Annotated in this window: 12 protein-coding genes; 4 read left to right on the top strand and 8 right to left on the bottom strand. The window is 70.0% G+C overall.

Annotated elements, in window-relative coordinates:
- Positions 1–44: 44 nt before the first annotated feature.
- Positions 45–797 carry a transglutaminase domain-containing protein gene (locus ABZ854_RS12665; protein ID WP_361208511.1) on the top strand — a complete coding sequence of 251 codons (753 nt, stop codon included), beginning with the start codon at positions 45–47 and terminating at the stop codon, positions 795–797.
- Between the two features lie 200 nt (positions 798–997).
- On the opposite strand, the gene ABZ854_RS12660 is transcribed toward ABZ854_RS12665, so the two are convergent.
- The 3 genes from ABZ854_RS12660 to ABZ854_RS12650 are packed head-to-tail and all read right to left on the bottom strand — an operon-like array spanning position 998 to position 5011.
- Positions 998–1663, bottom strand: a complete 666-nt coding sequence (locus ABZ854_RS12660; RefSeq protein WP_361208508.1) for a flavin reductase family protein — start codon at positions 1661–1663, stop codon at positions 998–1000.
- Complete coding sequence (locus tag ABZ854_RS12655; protein ID WP_361208505.1) at positions 1660–3786, bottom strand: tetratricopeptide repeat protein; 2127 nt, start codon at positions 3784–3786, stop codon at positions 1660–1662. The genes ABZ854_RS12660 and ABZ854_RS12655 overlap by 4 nt, the downstream gene beginning before the upstream one ends.
- A complete protein-coding gene (locus ABZ854_RS12650) occupies positions 3773–5011 on the bottom strand; it encodes a hypothetical protein (protein WP_361208502.1) in 1239 nt (412 codons plus the stop codon). Before ABZ854_RS12650 ends, ABZ854_RS12655 begins: the two co-directional genes overlap by 14 nt.
- Positions 5012–5641: 630 nt before the next feature.
- Between ABZ854_RS12650 and ABZ854_RS12645 the strand changes: the two genes are divergently transcribed.
- Both ABZ854_RS12645 and ABZ854_RS12640 read left to right on the top strand, forming a co-directional pair.
- The gene (locus ABZ854_RS12645) at positions 5642–6016 is read left to right on the top strand and encodes a transposase (protein WP_361208499.1); all 375 of its coding nucleotides are present in this window, start codon (positions 5642–5644) and stop codon (positions 6014–6016) included.
- Positions 6017–6242: 226 nt separating this feature from the next.
- Complete coding sequence (locus ABZ854_RS12640) at positions 6243–6986, top strand: class I SAM-dependent methyltransferase (RefSeq protein ID WP_361208496.1); 744 nt, start codon at positions 6243–6245, stop codon at positions 6984–6986.
- Between the two features lie 88 nt (positions 6987–7074).
- Here the strand turns inward: ABZ854_RS12640 and ABZ854_RS12635 are convergent, their stop codons facing one another.
- Entirely contained in the window at positions 7075–9483 is a 2409-nt protein-coding gene (locus ABZ854_RS12635; protein WP_361208493.1) for a hypothetical protein, read from the bottom strand.
- A 215-nt stretch (positions 9484–9698) separates the two neighbouring features.
- Here ABZ854_RS12635 and ABZ854_RS12630 point away from each other — a divergent pair, with 215 nt between their 5' ends.
- Complete coding sequence (locus ABZ854_RS12630) at positions 9699–10250, top strand: hypothetical protein (RefSeq protein WP_361208490.1); 552 nt, start codon at positions 9699–9701, stop codon at positions 10248–10250.
- A gap of 67 nt (positions 10251–10317) precedes the next feature.
- On the opposite strand, the gene ABZ854_RS12625 is transcribed toward ABZ854_RS12630, so the two are convergent.
- The 4 genes from ABZ854_RS12625 to ABZ854_RS12610 all read right to left on the bottom strand — a co-directional run bounded on the left by ABZ854_RS12625 (position 10318) and on the right by ABZ854_RS12610 (position 15454).
- Positions 10318–11451, bottom strand: coding sequence for a dipeptide ABC transporter ATP-binding protein (locus tag ABZ854_RS12625; protein ID WP_361208488.1), 1134 nt, complete (start codon positions 11449–11451; stop codon positions 10318–10320).
- Positions 11452–11501: 50 nt separating this feature from the next.
- Positions 11502–12566, bottom strand: coding sequence for an ABC transporter ATP-binding protein (locus ABZ854_RS12620; protein WP_361208484.1), 1065 nt, complete (start codon positions 12564–12566; stop codon positions 11502–11504).
- 10 nt (positions 12567–12576) lie between these two features.
- Complete coding sequence (locus tag ABZ854_RS12615; protein ID WP_129306902.1) at positions 12577–13557, bottom strand: ABC transporter permease; 981 nt, start codon at positions 13555–13557, stop codon at positions 12577–12579.
- 88 nt (positions 13558–13645) lie between these two features.
- The gene (locus ABZ854_RS12610) at positions 13646–15454 is read right to left on the bottom strand and encodes an ABC transporter substrate-binding protein (RefSeq protein WP_361208481.1); all 1809 of its coding nucleotides are present in this window, start codon (positions 15452–15454) and stop codon (positions 13646–13648) included.
- Positions 15455–15581 lie beyond the last annotated feature (127 nt).

Raw genomic sequence — 15581 nt, 5'->3', positions numbered from 1 at the left:
GATGCTGGGGCGCGAGAGGGCGGTACGAACGGTAGGAGCCGGTCATGGTGAGTTCGCTGTTGATGCCGCGCGGGCAGGTCCGGGCGGTCGGCGTCGCGGGCCGTGCGGTGCCCGGCGGTACGGTGCCGACGCCGGTACTCGACTGGGAGCATCCCCGGGTCCTGGCCGCCGTACGGAGCATCGGGGGCCCAGCGGACGGTGAGCCCACCGTGGCCACTCTCCGCCGTGCGCACCGGTGGATATCCGCGGAGGTACGGCCGGTGTACTCGGTGGAGGAGGCACGGCCGGTCTCGGAGGTCCTGCGGCTCGGACGGGGCTCGTGCAGTCAGCGGATGGCCGCCCTGGAGGCGGTGGCCAGGGCCTGGGGCGTGCCCACCCGGGTTCGCGGTCTCGTCGTGGACGGCACGTTCTGGTACCCCCGTTTTCCCCGGCTCCGCCGCCTCGTCCCCCGTCAGGTGCTGCTGGCCTGGCCCGAGTTCCGAGTCGACGGGGAATGGCTGCCTGTGTCCCAGCTCTTCGCCGAGACCGCCGCCGCCCGACCCACCGGGGGCTTCACGAACTCCGGCACCGAGACCCTCTTCGAGGCGCTGTCGCGGACCGGTATCGACTGGGACGGGGACGGATCGAGCGCCTGCCCGGCATCAGCCGGCCGCTGCGACCTCTCGGCCCATCTCCGCCTCGACCTCGGCCGGTTCGACTCCCGCGACGAACTCTTCACCCGACACGGCCAGACGCTGTGCGGCACAGCGCGCTTCCTGGCCGAACCGGTCCTGGGCCGACGGGCGGCCGGCGTGTGAGAGGAAGGTCTGGGCCGGCCCTGACTCCCCCGGTGGTGTCGATCCCGGCGTACCCCGACGCCCCTGCCCGGTCCACGTGCACCTCGGCCCCGAGAGTCTCCCCCCACCACCGGGCGGAAGTTTCGGGGTCGTCGGCGAACACCATGACGGCCCGCACGCCTCGGACTGTGATGGTCGATGCCTCATTAGTCGTGATCAGATCATCGGGCCTGGCCGCCTCCACCGGCCAGTTGATCGGCTCGCGGCATCGGCGCCGGGCCCTCGTGGTATCCCCCGTCCGCGAACAGGAGGGTCCGGCTGGTCGTGCGGGAGTGGTGTTCGACCGTGCCCAGGATCAGGAGGTGGTCGCCGGCCGGTACGACGTCGTGGCGGCGGCAGCAGAGCAGGGCGGCGGTGCCGGGGAGGAGGGGTTCCCCGTGCGGGCCGGGACGCGTCACCAGGTCCCGGAAGCGGTCGCCGGGGGCGGTGAAGCGGGCGGCCAGGGGGCGTTGGTCCGCCGCCAGGACGTTGACCGCGAAGTACTCGGCCGTCGTGAAGGCGGATCTGCTGCGGGAGGACAGGGCCAGGCACCAGAGGATGAGGGGCGGGGTCAGGGACACCGACGTGAAGGAGTTCACCGTCACCCCGGCGGGGGCGTGCTGCGGACCGCCCGCGCAGGTGACGACGGTGACTCCGGTCGCGTACCGGCCGAGGACGTCACGCAGTGCCCGCGCGCCCGTACCCCCCGGCGCGACCCGCCGCGGCGCGACCGAGCCGGTCCCCACCACCGAGCCGGTCCCCTGCGCCGGCTGGGTCGCGGTCCCGGCCTCCACCCCCGCCGCCGCCTCGGGCGCCGCCCCCGCCTCCACCCCCGGTGCCGTCGTCACGCCGCGTCCGGGGCGCGCAGTGCGGCCAGGGCCTCGGTGATCTCCGGGTCCTCCGGGTCGAGTACGGCGGCGAGTTCCAGGTCGGCGAGGGCCTCGTCACGGTGGCCGGCCTCCTGGTGGAGCAGGGCCCGGTTGTAGCGCAGGGCGGGGTCCTTGGGGTCGAGGTCGACGGCCCGGGTGAGGTCGGCCAGGGCCTTGTCGCGGTGGCCCGACTCGTAGTGTACGGCGGCCCGGCCGGAGAGGGCGCTGACCAGCGTGGGGTCGGCGTCGATCGCGCGGTCGTACGACGCCTCCGCCTCGGCGAGTTCACCGGTCTCGGCGAGGGCCTGGCCGGCGGCGGCGTGCAGGTAGGCGTTGGCCGGGTCGAGGAGGAGGCCGGTGCGGGCGTCGGCGAGGGCCGCGGCCTGGTCGCCGGCGTCGAGGTGGATGCCGGCGCGGTTGATGTAGGCGTCCACGAACTCGGGGTCCTGCTCGATGACGTAGCTGAAGTCGGCCAGCGCGCCCTCCACGTCCCCTTCGGTCAGGCGCAGGTCGCCCCGGTTGTAGTAGATCTCCGGGAAGGGCGGGGAGAGCGTGAGCGCGCGGGTGTAGTCCGCGAGCGCCTCCTCGCCCCGGCCCTGGCGGCGGTACAGGTTGCCGCGTTCCAGGTAGTGCTCGGCGTGGTTCGGGTCCTGCTCGATGACGACCGCGTAGTCGGTGAGGGCTTCTTCGATCCGGCCGAGGCCCGAGTAGACCCTGGCCCTGTTGTTCCGCAACACCGAGCGGTGCAGGCGGTGTTCGTCGGGGGTGAGGCGGCGGTCGAGGTCGTCGATGCACTCGGTGACCAGCCGCAGTGCCTCCAGCGGGTCGCCCAGGTTGACCTCCACGAGGGCGCGGCCGTTCTTGTAGAAGGCGCTCTGAAAGGCCCGGGCCACCCGGTCGGGCAGCAGCGAGGCGGTGGCGATGGCGCCGTTGAGCAGGGACTTGGCCTTGTTCTCGTCCCGGTCGGCGGGGTCGTTGTGGCGGGTGTAGAGCATGGCGGTGGAGTAGGCGCACGCCATGTGCACGGCCGGGTCGGTCGACAGCAGCCGCGCCTTGTCGTAGACGGCCTCGGCCTCCTTGGTCTCGCCGAGGATGGACAGGGCGAGGCCCAGTTGGACGGCGAACTTCCACCACTGGGCGGTGTCCTCGCGGCCGTCGACGAGTTGGTGGCCCCTGCGGTCGTAGTCGACGACGGCGGTGTAGAAGCCGTTGACGAGGCAGTGGTCCGAGGCGGCCCAGAGCGCGGGGAGGGCCTCGGTGGCCGGTGCGGTGCCGCGCTCCAGGTGGTACGGGAGCGCGCCCAGGGTGAGGGTGAACTCCGCCGCCTCGCGGAGTTCGGCCGCCCTGCGGTCGTGGAGGGCCGCGCGGTCGCCGGCCGGGAGTGCCTCGTAGGCGGTGCGGGCGGCCTCGCCGGAGGGGCCGTCGAGCAGGCCGTCGGCGGCCACCCACTGCAAGGCGGGGGCGTCCGTCGGCTGCGCCGGACCAGGCCCTGCCGGGGGTACCGGTACGGCCGTCGTGTGGCGCTCCAGCGCGGGCGCCAGGTCGCCGTCCGGGTCGGGGGCCTCGGCGCCGCACAGGACGACGGTCAGGGTGTCCGGGGCGACCCGGCGGATCAGCGTGGCCAGGAACTCCTGGTCGGTGGTCTCGGCGTGCTCGGCGTTCTCCAGCACCAGGCGGCGGGGGCCGTCGTGGCCGAGGGCCGGCAGGGCGTCGCGGACGAACTCCGCCAGGCCGTTGGCGATGCGCCGGGTGCGCAGGCGGGCGTAGAAGCGGGTGCGCTCGGCGGGCAGCGCCATCGAGGTCAGCGTCTCGCGGGAGTTGGGCACGATCGACGACAACTCGGGTGCTGCCGACAGGAGTTCGATGTCGTGGCGGCGTACCAGGTCGGGGTCGGCGGCGAGTACGGCGGGCACGAGGGCGCGGGCGATGGTGCCGGCCGCGGTGTACGGGCCGCGCAGCCGCCGGTGGCAGTCGACCGGGGGCAGCAGCGCGGGGAGGACCGGGGGCGGGAGCGGGAGGCCGTCGACAGCGGCGGCCCGGTCGTGCCGCGTGCCGCCCTGGAGCCTGAGGTGGGCGAGGGGCGCCGAGTCAGCCTGCTGCATGTGCGGTCTCCTTTGCGGTGGTGGCCGGGGCCTGTGTGCGGCGCCGCCATGCGCGGAGCGCCAGGTAGGCGGCGAAGACCGGCTCCCAGAAGTTGAGGGTGAGGAAGGTGAGGACGTCGGCGACGTTGGCCGGGGAGAGGTCGCTGCCGAGCTTGTGCACGGCCACCTCGGTCAGGCGGATCCCGGTGGGGATCGCCGCGGTCAGCAGCGTGACGGTGAGGAAGAGGTAGCCGGCCGGCAGCAGCCACTGGTACCAGCGTGCGATCTGCCGGTCGCGTGTCCCCCAGGTGCTCTCGTCCACGAGCCGGTCGGGCCGGCGGAGCAGGCGCATCACGCGGTTGCGCAGCATCTGGCGGGCGGTGGTCTGCAGGTCGTTGCAGCCGAGCACGGTGATGGCGAGGTAGTACAGGTCGGTGCGCAGGAAGAAGTAGAACTGCCAGACGAGCCGGAGGACGACGGCGAACGCCATGGACAGCAGCAGCCGGTGGACCACCCCCGCGGCGCCGCCGCTGTCCGGTACGGCGGCCGCTCCGAGGGTCAGGCCGCTGATGACGAGTACGTCGACGATCATTCCGGCGAGCATCGGCAGGTACCGCTTGCGGCGGGGTACGGCGACCAGGCCGTCGAGCGCGGTCACGAAGACGACGTAGTAGAAGCGGCGGCTGATCGACAGGGTGGAGTTGAGGCCGAGGCGGCGTCCGGCGAGTGCGTGGGCGGCCTCGTGCAGCAGGATCCACGGCACCTGGCCGAGGACGATGCCGAGCGTGAGCAGCACCAGTGAGCTGCGGGTGAAGAACAGGTTCTGGTAGTGCGGTGCCAGTTCGGGCCGGCGGACCATGGCGACGAGGGCGGCGATCACGAGGGCGCCGTAGAGGACCCAGGCCACCGGGGAGAACACGGCGGCGCCGAGGCGCTGCCAGCGCACCGGGCCCGTCGGCGCGGCCACTTGTTCGCCGTCCTTGACCACGAGTTCCAGTTCCTCCAGTACTTCGAGGAACTCGGCCATGTCGACCTGCTCGCCGTACTGCTCGGTGTACCACCGCGCGGCCTCGTTGGGCGGTGTGCCGGCCTCCAGGCGGCGCAGCAGTTCGGCGCCGTCGGGCGGGAAGAGGCCGTAGGAGTCGATGTCGGCCCGGCCGACGGTGACTTCCTCGCCCTCCTCCAGGTAGGTGAGCGGGTGCAGTCGCACGGGCTGGTCGAGATCCGGGGACGGCGTGGTGGTCACTGCCTCACCTCACTGGTCGGGGGCCGGTGCGCGGTGCGCGCCGGGCCCGGGGGCCCGGCGCGCACCTGCCTGGGATCAGGCGGTCTGGGTACCGCAGCAGTACGTCGACGCGGCGGCGGAGGTCAGACGGACGGTCCCGGCCTTGCGCACGGCGATCTTCTTCATGGGGATCTCCTTCTCTGTGAAGTGGTGCACAGCGCCGCCGGGGTTCCGGACGGCGTACCCGATGTCTCGGGTGCTCTTGGGAGTTGGCGAGAAGGAGTACCGGGAATTACACGGAAGCCGCACGGACACTTGCGCTGGAGAATCCGCTCGGGTATTGAACGAAGTGAACTCATCGAACGAGCCGAATGCAATGCGCAGGAGCCGAAATAACCACCGGGATTCCCGCCCCCCGATTCAACGTTCGACAGCTTTGCACCGGCTGGACAGGCATGTCAACGGGCCGAACGCGCAGTCGTGAGCGCAGCGTTAGGCGCCTGAACCACCCTCGCGGAAAAGGGGAATTCAACGTTCAGTTAAGGGCGCAGGTGGCCGGTTCGCATACGACGGCCGTCTCATGTGGTTTCACGGAAAGCACGGAGGGCCGGGGATACGGAATAGGGGAATCCCGGCTCGGAATGGGGGGCGATGATGAAATACGAGCTGGCCGGGCGGCTGGTGCCGGACGGAATGTGGAGCCTGGTCGAGCCGCTGCTGCCCGGGTTCGCCGGGCGCCGGCAGGGAGGCGGCACGGCGCCGCTGGACGAGCGGCGGACGTTCACGGCGGTGGTCTACGTGCTCTCGTCGGGCTGCGCCTGGCGGGACCTGCCGCCGTGGTTCGGGGTCTCCACGGCCACGGCGCACCGGCGGTTCACCCTGTGGACCCACGCCGACCTGTGGGGTGACCTGGAGCGGGCCGCCGTCGGTCATGCCGACGAACTGTGGATCGGTGACGTCGCGGCCGCCGCCCACCGGAGGGCCGCCTCGCGGCCGCTTCGGACCGCCCCGCACGCCACCACGTGAGATGCCCGTTATGGGCAGTGGTGCCGGACTCTCGAACAGGCGCCGGAGGCGGTGTGCGCCGGGCGGCCGCCGGGAGTCGGCCACCTCGTCACCATCCGTGGCCGGTTCCGATCGGTCGGGCGGCCGGCGGGAGCGTCTCCTACCCTCAACCGCCTGTCCACATAGAGAGATTGAGAACTGGGTGGATCCTGACGCGCCGATCAGCAAGGTGTGTCAGACTGCCGCGGTGGTAGATCATTCGTTCGCCGATCTTTCGCTCGCCGCGTTGTACGACAGTCTCAATCCCTGGGGACCGGGGGACGACTTCTACCTGGGCCTGGTGCGGGACGCCGGGTCCGTGCTGGACGTCGGCTGCGGCACCGGGCAGGTGCTGCGCAGGGCCCGGGGCGAGGGGCACGGGGGCCGGCTCGTCGGGCTCGATCCGGCCGCCGCCATGCTCGTACAGGCGCGTCGGGCGGAACCGGGCGTCGAGTGGGTGCTCGGGGATCTGCGGACGCGGTTATGGGAGGCCGAGTTCGACCTCGTCGTCATGACCGGGCACGCGTTCCAGGTGCTGGTCGGTGACGAGGAGTTGCGGGACGCACTCCAGGCCGTGCGGGGCGCGCTCGCGCCGGGCGGCCGGTTCGTGTTCGAGACCCGGAATCAGGCCGCGCGGGCGTGGGAGGCGTGGACGCCGGACCGGGTGCGCGAGGTGACCACGCCGGACGGGGCCGTCGTACGCGTCCGGCACGAGGTGCTCTCGGCTCCCGCCGGGGACGGGGACCGGTTGACATTCTGCGAGACCTACACCGGCGAGGGCTGGGACGGGGACCGGGTGAGTACGACCACCCTGCGCTTCCTGGGCGCACCAGCCCTCGGTGACTTCCTCAGCGAGGCCGGGCTCACCGTCGTGGAACAGTACGGGGACTGGGGGCGTACGGCCCTCTCCCCCACCTCACCCGAGATCATCACGGTGGCCGAGCGGGCGTGAGTCCGGTGCGGACGTGAAGCGGCGCCCTCGCTCCGCCCCCGGCGAGGGGCGGGCAGGGGCGCCGCTGTCCATCAGGGGCTACGGCCGTTCAGTGGCGGCCAGGACGGCCCCGCTTCGCACGGAACAGGACGACGCCGGCCGCCAGGAGCACCGCGGCGGCGGCTGCGGCGAGCCCGATCTGGGTGCCGGTGTCGGCGAGGCCGCCTCCGTCACCGTTCGATCCGCCGTCGCCCCGGGGCGGGACGGTGGCCGGCGGGCTCTGGTGGCCGGGGCTGCTCGGCGCCGGGCTGCCCGGGGTGTGCGAGGGCTGCGGGGTCGGCTTGCCCGAGGGGGTCGGGGTCGGCGTCGGGCTGGGCGGTGTCGTACCGCCGTGGTCGCCCTTCGCGGCCCCGTTGCCGCCGAAGTACCCGGTGTAGGTGCTGCGGTAGCCGGTCTCCTCGCGCAGCGAGCGCTTGGTGGTCTTGTCCAGGGACGGGTGCTCCACCGTGAAGCGGGCCTTGCTGATCTTCTTCTCGGGCTGCTTGGAGAAGTCGACGCCGCCCACGCCCTGGTTGTAGACCTTGCCGCCGTAGCGGAGTTCGAACCAGTCGATGCCCTCGCGCAGGGACTTCAGGTACTTCTGGTAGGTGTCCTGCTTGGTCCAGTTCTGGTTGGGGGCGCGCAGCGGCCACCGGCCCACGTTGTTGCTGTTGATGATCGGCCGGAAGTCGGTGGCCTTCTTGGCGTCCTGCTGGCGGATGAACTCGGCGGCCACGCGGGACTTGTAGACGCGGCGCAGGTCGGCGTACCCGGCGCCGGTGTTGACCTCCTTGTCGACCCGCGGGATCACGAACTGGCGCAGCAGGGCCTCGCTGGCGCGCTTCTCCGGTGCGGTGAGGTCGCAGACGCGGGCGCCCGGCGGGTGGTACTTGACGTCCATCCACTCGGTGGACACCTTCAGCGGGGCGTCGAGGATGTAGATGCCGCCGTCCTGCTCACGGACCTTCGCGGGCTTGGGCTCGATCCACAGTCGTACGGAGGGGAAGCAGGGTGTGCCGTCGCGGCGCGGTGCGGTGTCCCAGAACTTCTTCGCGTCCGGGTTCTTGTTGGGGTTCATGGCGTGCGCGAAGTCGGCCTTCATCGCGAAGTCGGACTCCAGCAGGACCCGGCCGGCGTCGGTCTTCGCGAACGTGGAGTCCATGATCTTGTCGGGCTGGTCCGGGTTGAGGTTGACCCAGAACTTGTCCGGTGTGAGGGCGAGCCAGGTGAACATGGCGTCGGAGGCGAGCTGGAGCTTGGCCCGGCCGCCGTAGCCCGGGGTGGTGTCCTCGTCGTCCACGTAGTCGGCCTTGAACGAGTAGTCCAGGGCCTTGCCCTTGACGGGGTTGCCGACGTACTGGAGTTCCAGGGTGGTGAAGTCGACGCCGCCGGGTCCGCGGCCGAGCGCGGAGCGGGTGTTGACGGCCTGGTACTGGCGCTGGATGGCCTTCGCCTCGGCCGGGGTCTTGCCGGAGCCGAACGCGAGGTCGTCGATGGGACCGGCCGACCCCTGCTTGGGGTTGGGGTTCATCACGTCGTACGTCTTGGAGTACTTCGTGGTGGGGTAGACGCCCTGGCCGGTGGCGTTGCGCTGGTAGATGCGGACCGGGTTGCCGGTCGTGCCGCGCTCGGCCTGCAGTTCGCGGTTCAGCTGCCCGTACTTGCTGACGGTGCCCTTGCTGGCCTTCTCACCGCCGTAGACGGTGAGCTTGCTCTTGGTGAAGTCGTGGTTGGCGTCCTTGTGCCGCAGGACGACGCTGTCGTCGCGGAACTGCTTGGACCGGTACTTCGCGGTGGACTTGAACTCGCCGAAGTCGACCTTCGTCCGCTGGTTGTACGTGTCGTACTTGCGGCGGGCGATGACCTTGCCGTCCTTGTCCTTGATCTCGACCGTGACCTCGCACAGCCAGTCCGGGCCGATCAGGTTGTAGTCGCGGACGGTCTTGGCCTCGAAGGAGGAACCCTTGCGGTTGTTCTTCTGGTTGAGGATGAGCCGGTTCTTCAGCCAGTTGCCCCAGCCGATGTTGGGGTTCTTCGCCGTCGCCTTGAACCGGCCGTAGCGGGCGTAGATGGCCCGCTTCATGTCGTCGGCGTCCTTGGACTTGGCGTACTCGGCGTCCCACTTGTCGATGTCGGCGTCCGTGTTGCCGGCCTCGGAGAGGTCGCCGGGGCTGGGGGCGGGGAGGTTGTCCCAGCCCTTGAAGGTGTTGTCGTAGAAGTACTGGCCGGGCGGGCCGCTGTAGGCCTCCTCGAACTGGCCGCCGCCGACGGGCGCGCCGGAGTTCGGCGGGGTCGTGGCGTACCTCTTGCCGAGGTGGTATTCGTCGCAGCGTTTGCCGCCGATGATCTGCGCGGTGTCGCCGGGTGCGGCGTGGGCGAGAGTGGGCGGCAGTCCGACCAGCATCATGCCGGCCGCCGAGGCGACCGCGAACGCGGTCGCCAGCCGGCGGCTCAGCCGGACTCTGATGGGTGTGCTCAATGTCTGTCCCGGGTGGGGGGCACAGGGGACGTGGTCGGTGGGCGGGGATAGGGCCCCCGTGACATGTCTCCGCCCACTTCACCTCCCACACTAGAACCACAGCCAACGCACAGCGCAACGATTTCCGGCGCTTCGGCGCGTCAACTCACAAATAATTCACGGGTGTTGATCGTCAACGGATCGTCAGCCCGGACGGTTCGCTACGGTGGCCCACCATGACCACCTCCGCGCATCACGGCATGGACCCCATCCGGCACCCCTCGCTCCTCGCCTGGCTGACCGAGCGCCGCGAGGCGTTCGAGGCATGGGCGAAGCAGACCGGCGCCGCCGGCCGACTCGACTTCGGCGCCGGCTCCCTGGACGCGCTGGAGGCCCGCCTCCGGGACACGTTCACCTCGGACGTCGAGATCCGCGCCCGCCGGCTCGACCCCTTCGTCCAGGGCGCCGTCTGGTACCTCGGCGAAGCGATCTGCCGCACCAGGGGCACGGTGTGGAAGTACGAACGGGACGCCGACCTGCCCGCCGACGCCCCGATGCCGCCCCTGTTCGCCCCGGGCGCGCCTACGGGCGTGCTCGACACCCCCTGCGTGGCGCTCCCGGAGAACGGACCCGACCGTGCCCTGTATCCCCTGAACATCCTGTGCCGGGCCCTTGTCACTCAGGATGAGCTGGGCGAGCCGCTGGAGGAACACTTGCGGGACGCGCTCGCAGAAAACTACCTGGACGAGGAGGAGAACGAGGACGAGGTCGACCTCGGCGAGGAGTGAGGTTCGCTGTAACGTGCCGCGCCGTTGGGGCTGGCCGCGCAGTTCCCCGCGCCCCTTCGGGCGCCCCTCAGCCGGTCTTTCCAGGCTCGGCTGGGTCCTCGAGTGCCGCCAGTGCCGGGTCCAGGATGATGTCCTCGGAGCGGGCCTCCGTGGTGGGGTCCTCGGGGAAGTGGCAGGCGGTGAGGTGGGTGGGGCCGTTGCCGGAGAGCTGGATCAGGGGGGGTTCCTCGGTGGCGCAGCGGTCCTGGGCCTTCCAGCAGCGGGTGCGGAAGCGGCAGCCGGAGGGCGGGGAGATGGGGGACGGGACGTCGCCGGCCAGGCGGATGCGTTCGCGGCGTTCGTCCTCGCCGTCGGTGAGGTTGACCTCGGGTACGGCGGACAGCAGGGCGTGGGTGTAGGGGTGGCGGGGGCGGGTGTAGATGGACTCGCGGTCGCCCACCTCGATGATCTTGCCGAGGTACATCACCGCCACGCGCTGGGAGAAGTGCCGGACGACGGCCAGGTCGTGGGCGATGAAGAGGAACGCGATGCCCAGCTCGTTCTGGACCTTCTGGAGGAGGTTGACCACCTGGGCCTGGATGGAGACGTCCAGGGCCGAGACGGGTTCGTCGGCGATGATCAGTTTCGGTTCGAGGGCGAGCGCGCGGGCGACGCCGATGCGCTGGCGCTGGCCGCCGGAGAACTCGTGCGGGAAGCGGTTGTAGTGCTCGGGGTTGAGGCCGACGATCTCCAGGAGTTCGCGGACCCGCTTCTCGCGGCCGCCGGGCGGATTGATGCCGTTGATCTCCATCGGCCCGGAGATGATCTTGCCGACCGTCTGGCGGGGGTTCAGGGAGGAGTACGGGTCCTGGAAGATCATCTGGATCTCGGAGCGGATCGGCGCCAGCTCCCTGCGGGAGGCGTGGCTGATGTCGCGGCCCCGGTAGGAGATCGTGCCGCTCGTCGGCTCCATGAGGCGGGTGATCAGCCGGCCGGTGGTCGACTTGCCGCACCCGGACTCGCCGACCAGGCCGAAGCTCTCGCCGACGTGCACGGTCAGGTCGATGCCGTCGACGGCCTGGACGTGGCCGACGGTCCGGCGGATCGGGAAGCCGCCCTTGACCGGGAAGTGCTTCACCAGGTGCGAGACCTCCAGCAGCGGCTCGCCGTCCGCGCCGGCGGCCGTCTCCCGCGGGGCGGGGAGGACCAGGTCCTCTTTCATGCGGTGTCCTCCTCGGACAGAGGGACTGACGGACAGGCCAGGAGAAGGGGTCAGCCCAGGCGGGGTCTGATCTCCTCGGTGAAGATGGTCCGCTTCTGCTCGGCGGTCAGATGGCAGGCCGACGCCCGGTCGGGAGCCAGCAGGGGCTGCTCCGACACACAGCGCCCGCTGCCCTCCACCCGGTCCTGGAACGTGCAGCGCGGATGGAAGCGGCACCCGGACGGCGGGGTGAGCAGGGACGGCGGGGTGCCCGGGATGGGCGCCAGCGGGGCGGTGAGGTCGGAGTCCAGGCGGGGCATGGAGTTGAGCAGGCCCCAGGTGTACGGGTGCTGGGGTGCGCGCAGCACCTCCTCCACCGTGCCCCGCTCCACCGCGCCGCCCGCGTACATCACCATGATGTCGTCGGCCATGTCCGCGATCACCCCCAAGTCGTGGGTGATGAAAATGATGCCGGATCCGAACTCCTGTTGCAGGTTCTTGAGCAGATCCAGGATCTGGGCCTGGACGGTCACGTCCAGCGCGGTGGTCGGCTCGTCGGCGATCAGCAGGTCGGGGTCGCAGACCAGGGCCATGGCGATCATCGCGCGCTGGCGCATACCGCCGGAGAACTGGTGCGGGTAGTCCTTGGCCCGCTCGCGCGGGTTGGGGATGCCGACCTTGCCGAGCATCTCCACGGCGCGTTCCCAGCCCTCCTTCTTGGAGGCCCGGTTGTGCTTGATGTACGGCTCGGCGATCTGCCGGCCGACGGTGTAGTAAGGGGAGAGCGCGGTCAGCGGGTCCTGGAAGATCATGGCGACCTTGTTGCCGCGCAGCTTCTCCAGTTCGGACTCGCGTGCCGTCGTCAGCTCCTGGCCGTCGAGCAGGATCTCGCCCTCGACGGTGGTGAACACGGGGTTGTGCAGGCCGAGGATGGTCAGGTTGGTGACCGACTTCCCCGAGCCCGACTCCCCCACGATCCCGAGGGTCTTGCCGCGCCGGACGTCGAAGGAGAGCCCGTCCACGGCCCGCACGACGCCGTCCTCGGTCTTGAAGCTGACGTGCAGGTCCCGTACCGAGAGCAGGGGGCCGGTGCCGGCCGGGTCCGTGGTCCCGGACTCCTTGGTCACAGTGGTCACGACAGCGCTCCTAGGACAGCCGCACGCGCGGGTCGATGAAGGCGTAGGCGGCGTCGACGATGATGTTGAACAGCAGGATCATGGCGGCGGAGAAGAGCATGACGCCGAGCAGCAGCGGCAGGTCGCTGAAGAAGACCGCCTGAACGGCGAGCTGGCCGAGTCCGGGCAGGCTGAACGTGGTCTCGGTGATGATCGCGCCGCCGAGCAGGGAGCCCAGGTCGATGCCGAAGATGGTGACGATGGGGATCAGCGAGCCCCGCCAGGCGTAGCGGAAGAAGACGTACCGCCGGGACATGCCCTTGGCGCGGGCGGTGCGGACGTGTTCCTCCTGGAGCTGTTCGATCATCGAGGAGCGGGCCATACGGGTGTACTGCGCGGCGAAGATCGTGGAGAGGACCACCCAGGGGATGATCAGTCCGCTGAACCAGGTGACGGGGTCGGCGGTGAAGTTGTTGTAGGCCGGCTTGTCGAACCAGTGGGTCTGGTAGACGAGGACCGCGAGGGCCAGCGGGCCGAGGAAGTAGATCTGCATCGAGCTGAGCACCATCGCGCCGGCGGTGGCCGTCTTGTCGATGACCGTGCCGCGCCGCCAGGCCGCCAGCAGGCCGGCCCCGAGGCCGACGATCAGGAAGCAGATCGCGCCGCCCAGCGTCAGCGAGAAGGTGGTGGGCAGGCGGTCCATCAGGGTCGCCCAGACCTGCTCGTTGGTGTGGTACGAGTACCCGAAGCAGGGGGCGGGACAGGGACCCTGGGCGAACTGGCTGCTGCCCAGGACGAGGTTGTGCAGGAAGATCCAGTACTGCTCGGGGATCGACTTGTCCAGGCCGAGCACATGGTGGATGTTCGCGATGGCGCCGGGGTTGCAGGTCTTGCCGCACATCAGCAGCGCCGGGTCCCGGGGCATCCCGAAGAAGATGAGGAACGCGACGATGCTGAGCAGGAACAGGATGACGACGGCACCGAGGGTCCGGCGGACGAGGAAGCGCAGCATGGCAGGGGCAGCTCTCTGACGTCGGCGGTCCGGCCGGTACCCGGCGCTCCCCCTGGTGGGCGGTGCGCCGGGTACCGGGCGGGGACGGTTACTTGATGTAGAGGCGACGCGCGTCGACGCCGCCGATCACGTCGTCGTAGACGAGGCCGCCGACCTTGGAACCGGCGATCTGGGTCTGCTTGTAGTACGCGGTCGGGACGACGTTGACGACGTCCTTCACCAGGTACTGGTCGACCTTCTCCCACTCGGCCGCCGACTTGACCGGGTCGGTGATCTTGTTGATCCGGTCGATGTCGCTGTTGACCTTCGGGTCGTTGATCTGCGAGTAGTTCGTCGCGCCGTCGGCGATCGCGCGGCCGTCGTACAGCGGCGGGATCACGGTGGAGGCGGACGGCCAGTCGGCACCCCACGCGGTGTGGAAGATGTCGTAGTTGTTGTTCAGCTTGGAGACCTGGTCGTAGAAGGTCTCGGCGGGGATCTCCTGGCGCTGGACGTCGAAGCCGGCCTTCTTCAGGCCCGCCGCCATGGCGGTGGAGTACTGCTGGCCCTCGGGGGTGTTGATGTAGCCGAAGGTGAGCTTCATGCCGACCTTGCCGGCCTTCTTCAGCAGCGCCTTGGCCTTGGCCGGGTCACCGGCGGGCTTCTTCTTCTTGCCCCACGGGTCGAACGTCGGGTCGTAGCCGGAGACGGTCGGCGAGATCAGTCCGCCGGCGACCTCCATCGCGTCGGTGCCGCCGTAGGCGCGGACGAACGGGGTGATGGGCAGCGCGTAGGCGATGGCCTCGCGGACCGTCTTGTCCTGCATGGCCTTGTGGCTCATGTTGATGTTCATCTGGCCGACGTACGGCTGGTAGCCGGAGACCGTGCGGGACTTCATCTTCGGGTCGCGCAGCACCTGGGACAGGTTGCCCGCGTCGACCTGGTTGTTGAAGCTGATGCCGGTCCTGTCGGCGCCGGTGTCCGCCAGCAGGGCCTTGGTGGAGGTCTCGAACTGCTGGTTGAACGTGAAGTTGAACTGGTTGATGTACTGGTGGCGGATCGGGTCCGTCTTCGGGTCCCAGTTGGTGTTCTTCACCAGCACCATGGACTTGCCGGACTTGAACGACTGGATCTTGTACGGCCCGGTCGCCAGCGGCGCGCGGTCGTACTTCTGCTTGGTGTCGCCCTTCTCGGAGACGATCGAGTAGCCCGCCATGGCCAGCGCGTACGGCAGGTCGGGGTGCGGGGTCTTGAAGTGGAAGACGATCGTCTTGGCGTCGGGGGTCGACAGGACCGAGTCGGGCAGGTGCTTGCCCTTGTACGGGCCGTCCTTGAGGAGCGAGCGGTACTTGGCACCCGGGGTGTCCGCCAGCCACTGCTGGAGGTAGGTGGGGCCCTGGTTGATGAAGGGGGCGAAGAGGCGCTCGACGGTGTGCCGGACGTCCTTGGAGGTGATCGGCGTGCCGTCCTGGAACTTGATGCCGTCCTTGAGGGTGTACTTCCAGGTCCTGCCGCCGTCGGTGGTGGTGCCGGAGTCGGTGGCGAGGTCGCCGACGACCTCGTGCTCGTGGCCGTCATTGCTCGTCGACTTGTAGCCGGTGAGGCCTCTGTGCAGCAGCTGCGCGACCGACATCTCGTCGGAGACGTAGATCTGCCCCGGGTCCAGGTGCGCGTAGCTGTCGCGCTGGAGCACCTCCATGGTGCCGCCCGGTTTGGCCCCGGGCACGGCGGCCGCGGGGCCCGTGGAGTCCGACGCGTCGCCGAACTTGATGGAGGCCTGCTGGCGTTTGGCGCTCTGCTGGTCCTTCTTGCTGTCACCGCCGGTGTCGCTGCCGCCCTTGCTGCAACCGGTGAGCACAAGAGCTCCGGCCGCGAGCACGGAGAGCGCGCCGTATGCGTGGCGTCCGCCCCTACTCATCACGAGGATTCCCACCCATCTGTGTGTCACCAGTGCGATCTGCGTGTCACCAGTGCGAATGAATGACGTGCGAATGAATGACGTGCGCGTGAAACGACGTGCGCACGAACGAGTTGCCGTGCGATCC

Origin of the sequence: Streptomyces sp. NPDC047028, from assembly GCF_040644095.1 — a bacterium.
GTDB lineage: Bacteria > Actinomycetota > Actinomycetes > Streptomycetales > Streptomycetaceae > Streptomyces.
Note: the sequence above shows the minus strand (reverse complement) of the source record. Positions and strands in the feature narration are given on the sequence as shown.

Excerpts from the sequence above, each read along its gene's own strand:
- ABZ854_RS12665 (WP_361208511.1), top strand. The coding sequence starts at position 45 with ATGGTGAGTTCGCTGTTGATGCCGCGCGGGCAGGTCCGGGCGGTCGGC.
- ABZ854_RS12655 (WP_361208505.1), bottom strand. The coding sequence starts at position 3,786 with ATGCAGCAGGCTGACTCGGCGCCCCTCGCCCACCTCAGGCTCCAGGGC.
- ABZ854_RS12645 (WP_361208499.1), top strand. The coding sequence starts at position 5,642 with ATGATGAAATACGAGCTGGCCGGGCGGCTGGTGCCGGACGGAATGTGG.
- ABZ854_RS12630 (WP_361208490.1), top strand. The coding sequence starts at position 9,699 with ATGACCACCTCCGCGCATCACGGCATGGACCCCATCCGGCACCCCTCG.
- ABZ854_RS12625 (WP_361208488.1), bottom strand. The coding sequence starts at position 11,451 with ATGAAAGAGGACCTGGTCCTCCCCGCCCCGCGGGAGACGGCCGCCGGC.
- ABZ854_RS12615 (WP_129306902.1), bottom strand. The coding sequence starts at position 13,557 with ATGCTGCGCTTCCTCGTCCGCCGGACCCTCGGTGCCGTCGTCATCCTG.
- ABZ854_RS12610 (WP_361208481.1), bottom strand. The coding sequence starts at position 15,454 with ATGAGTAGGGGCGGACGCCACGCATACGGCGCGCTCTCCGTGCTCGCG.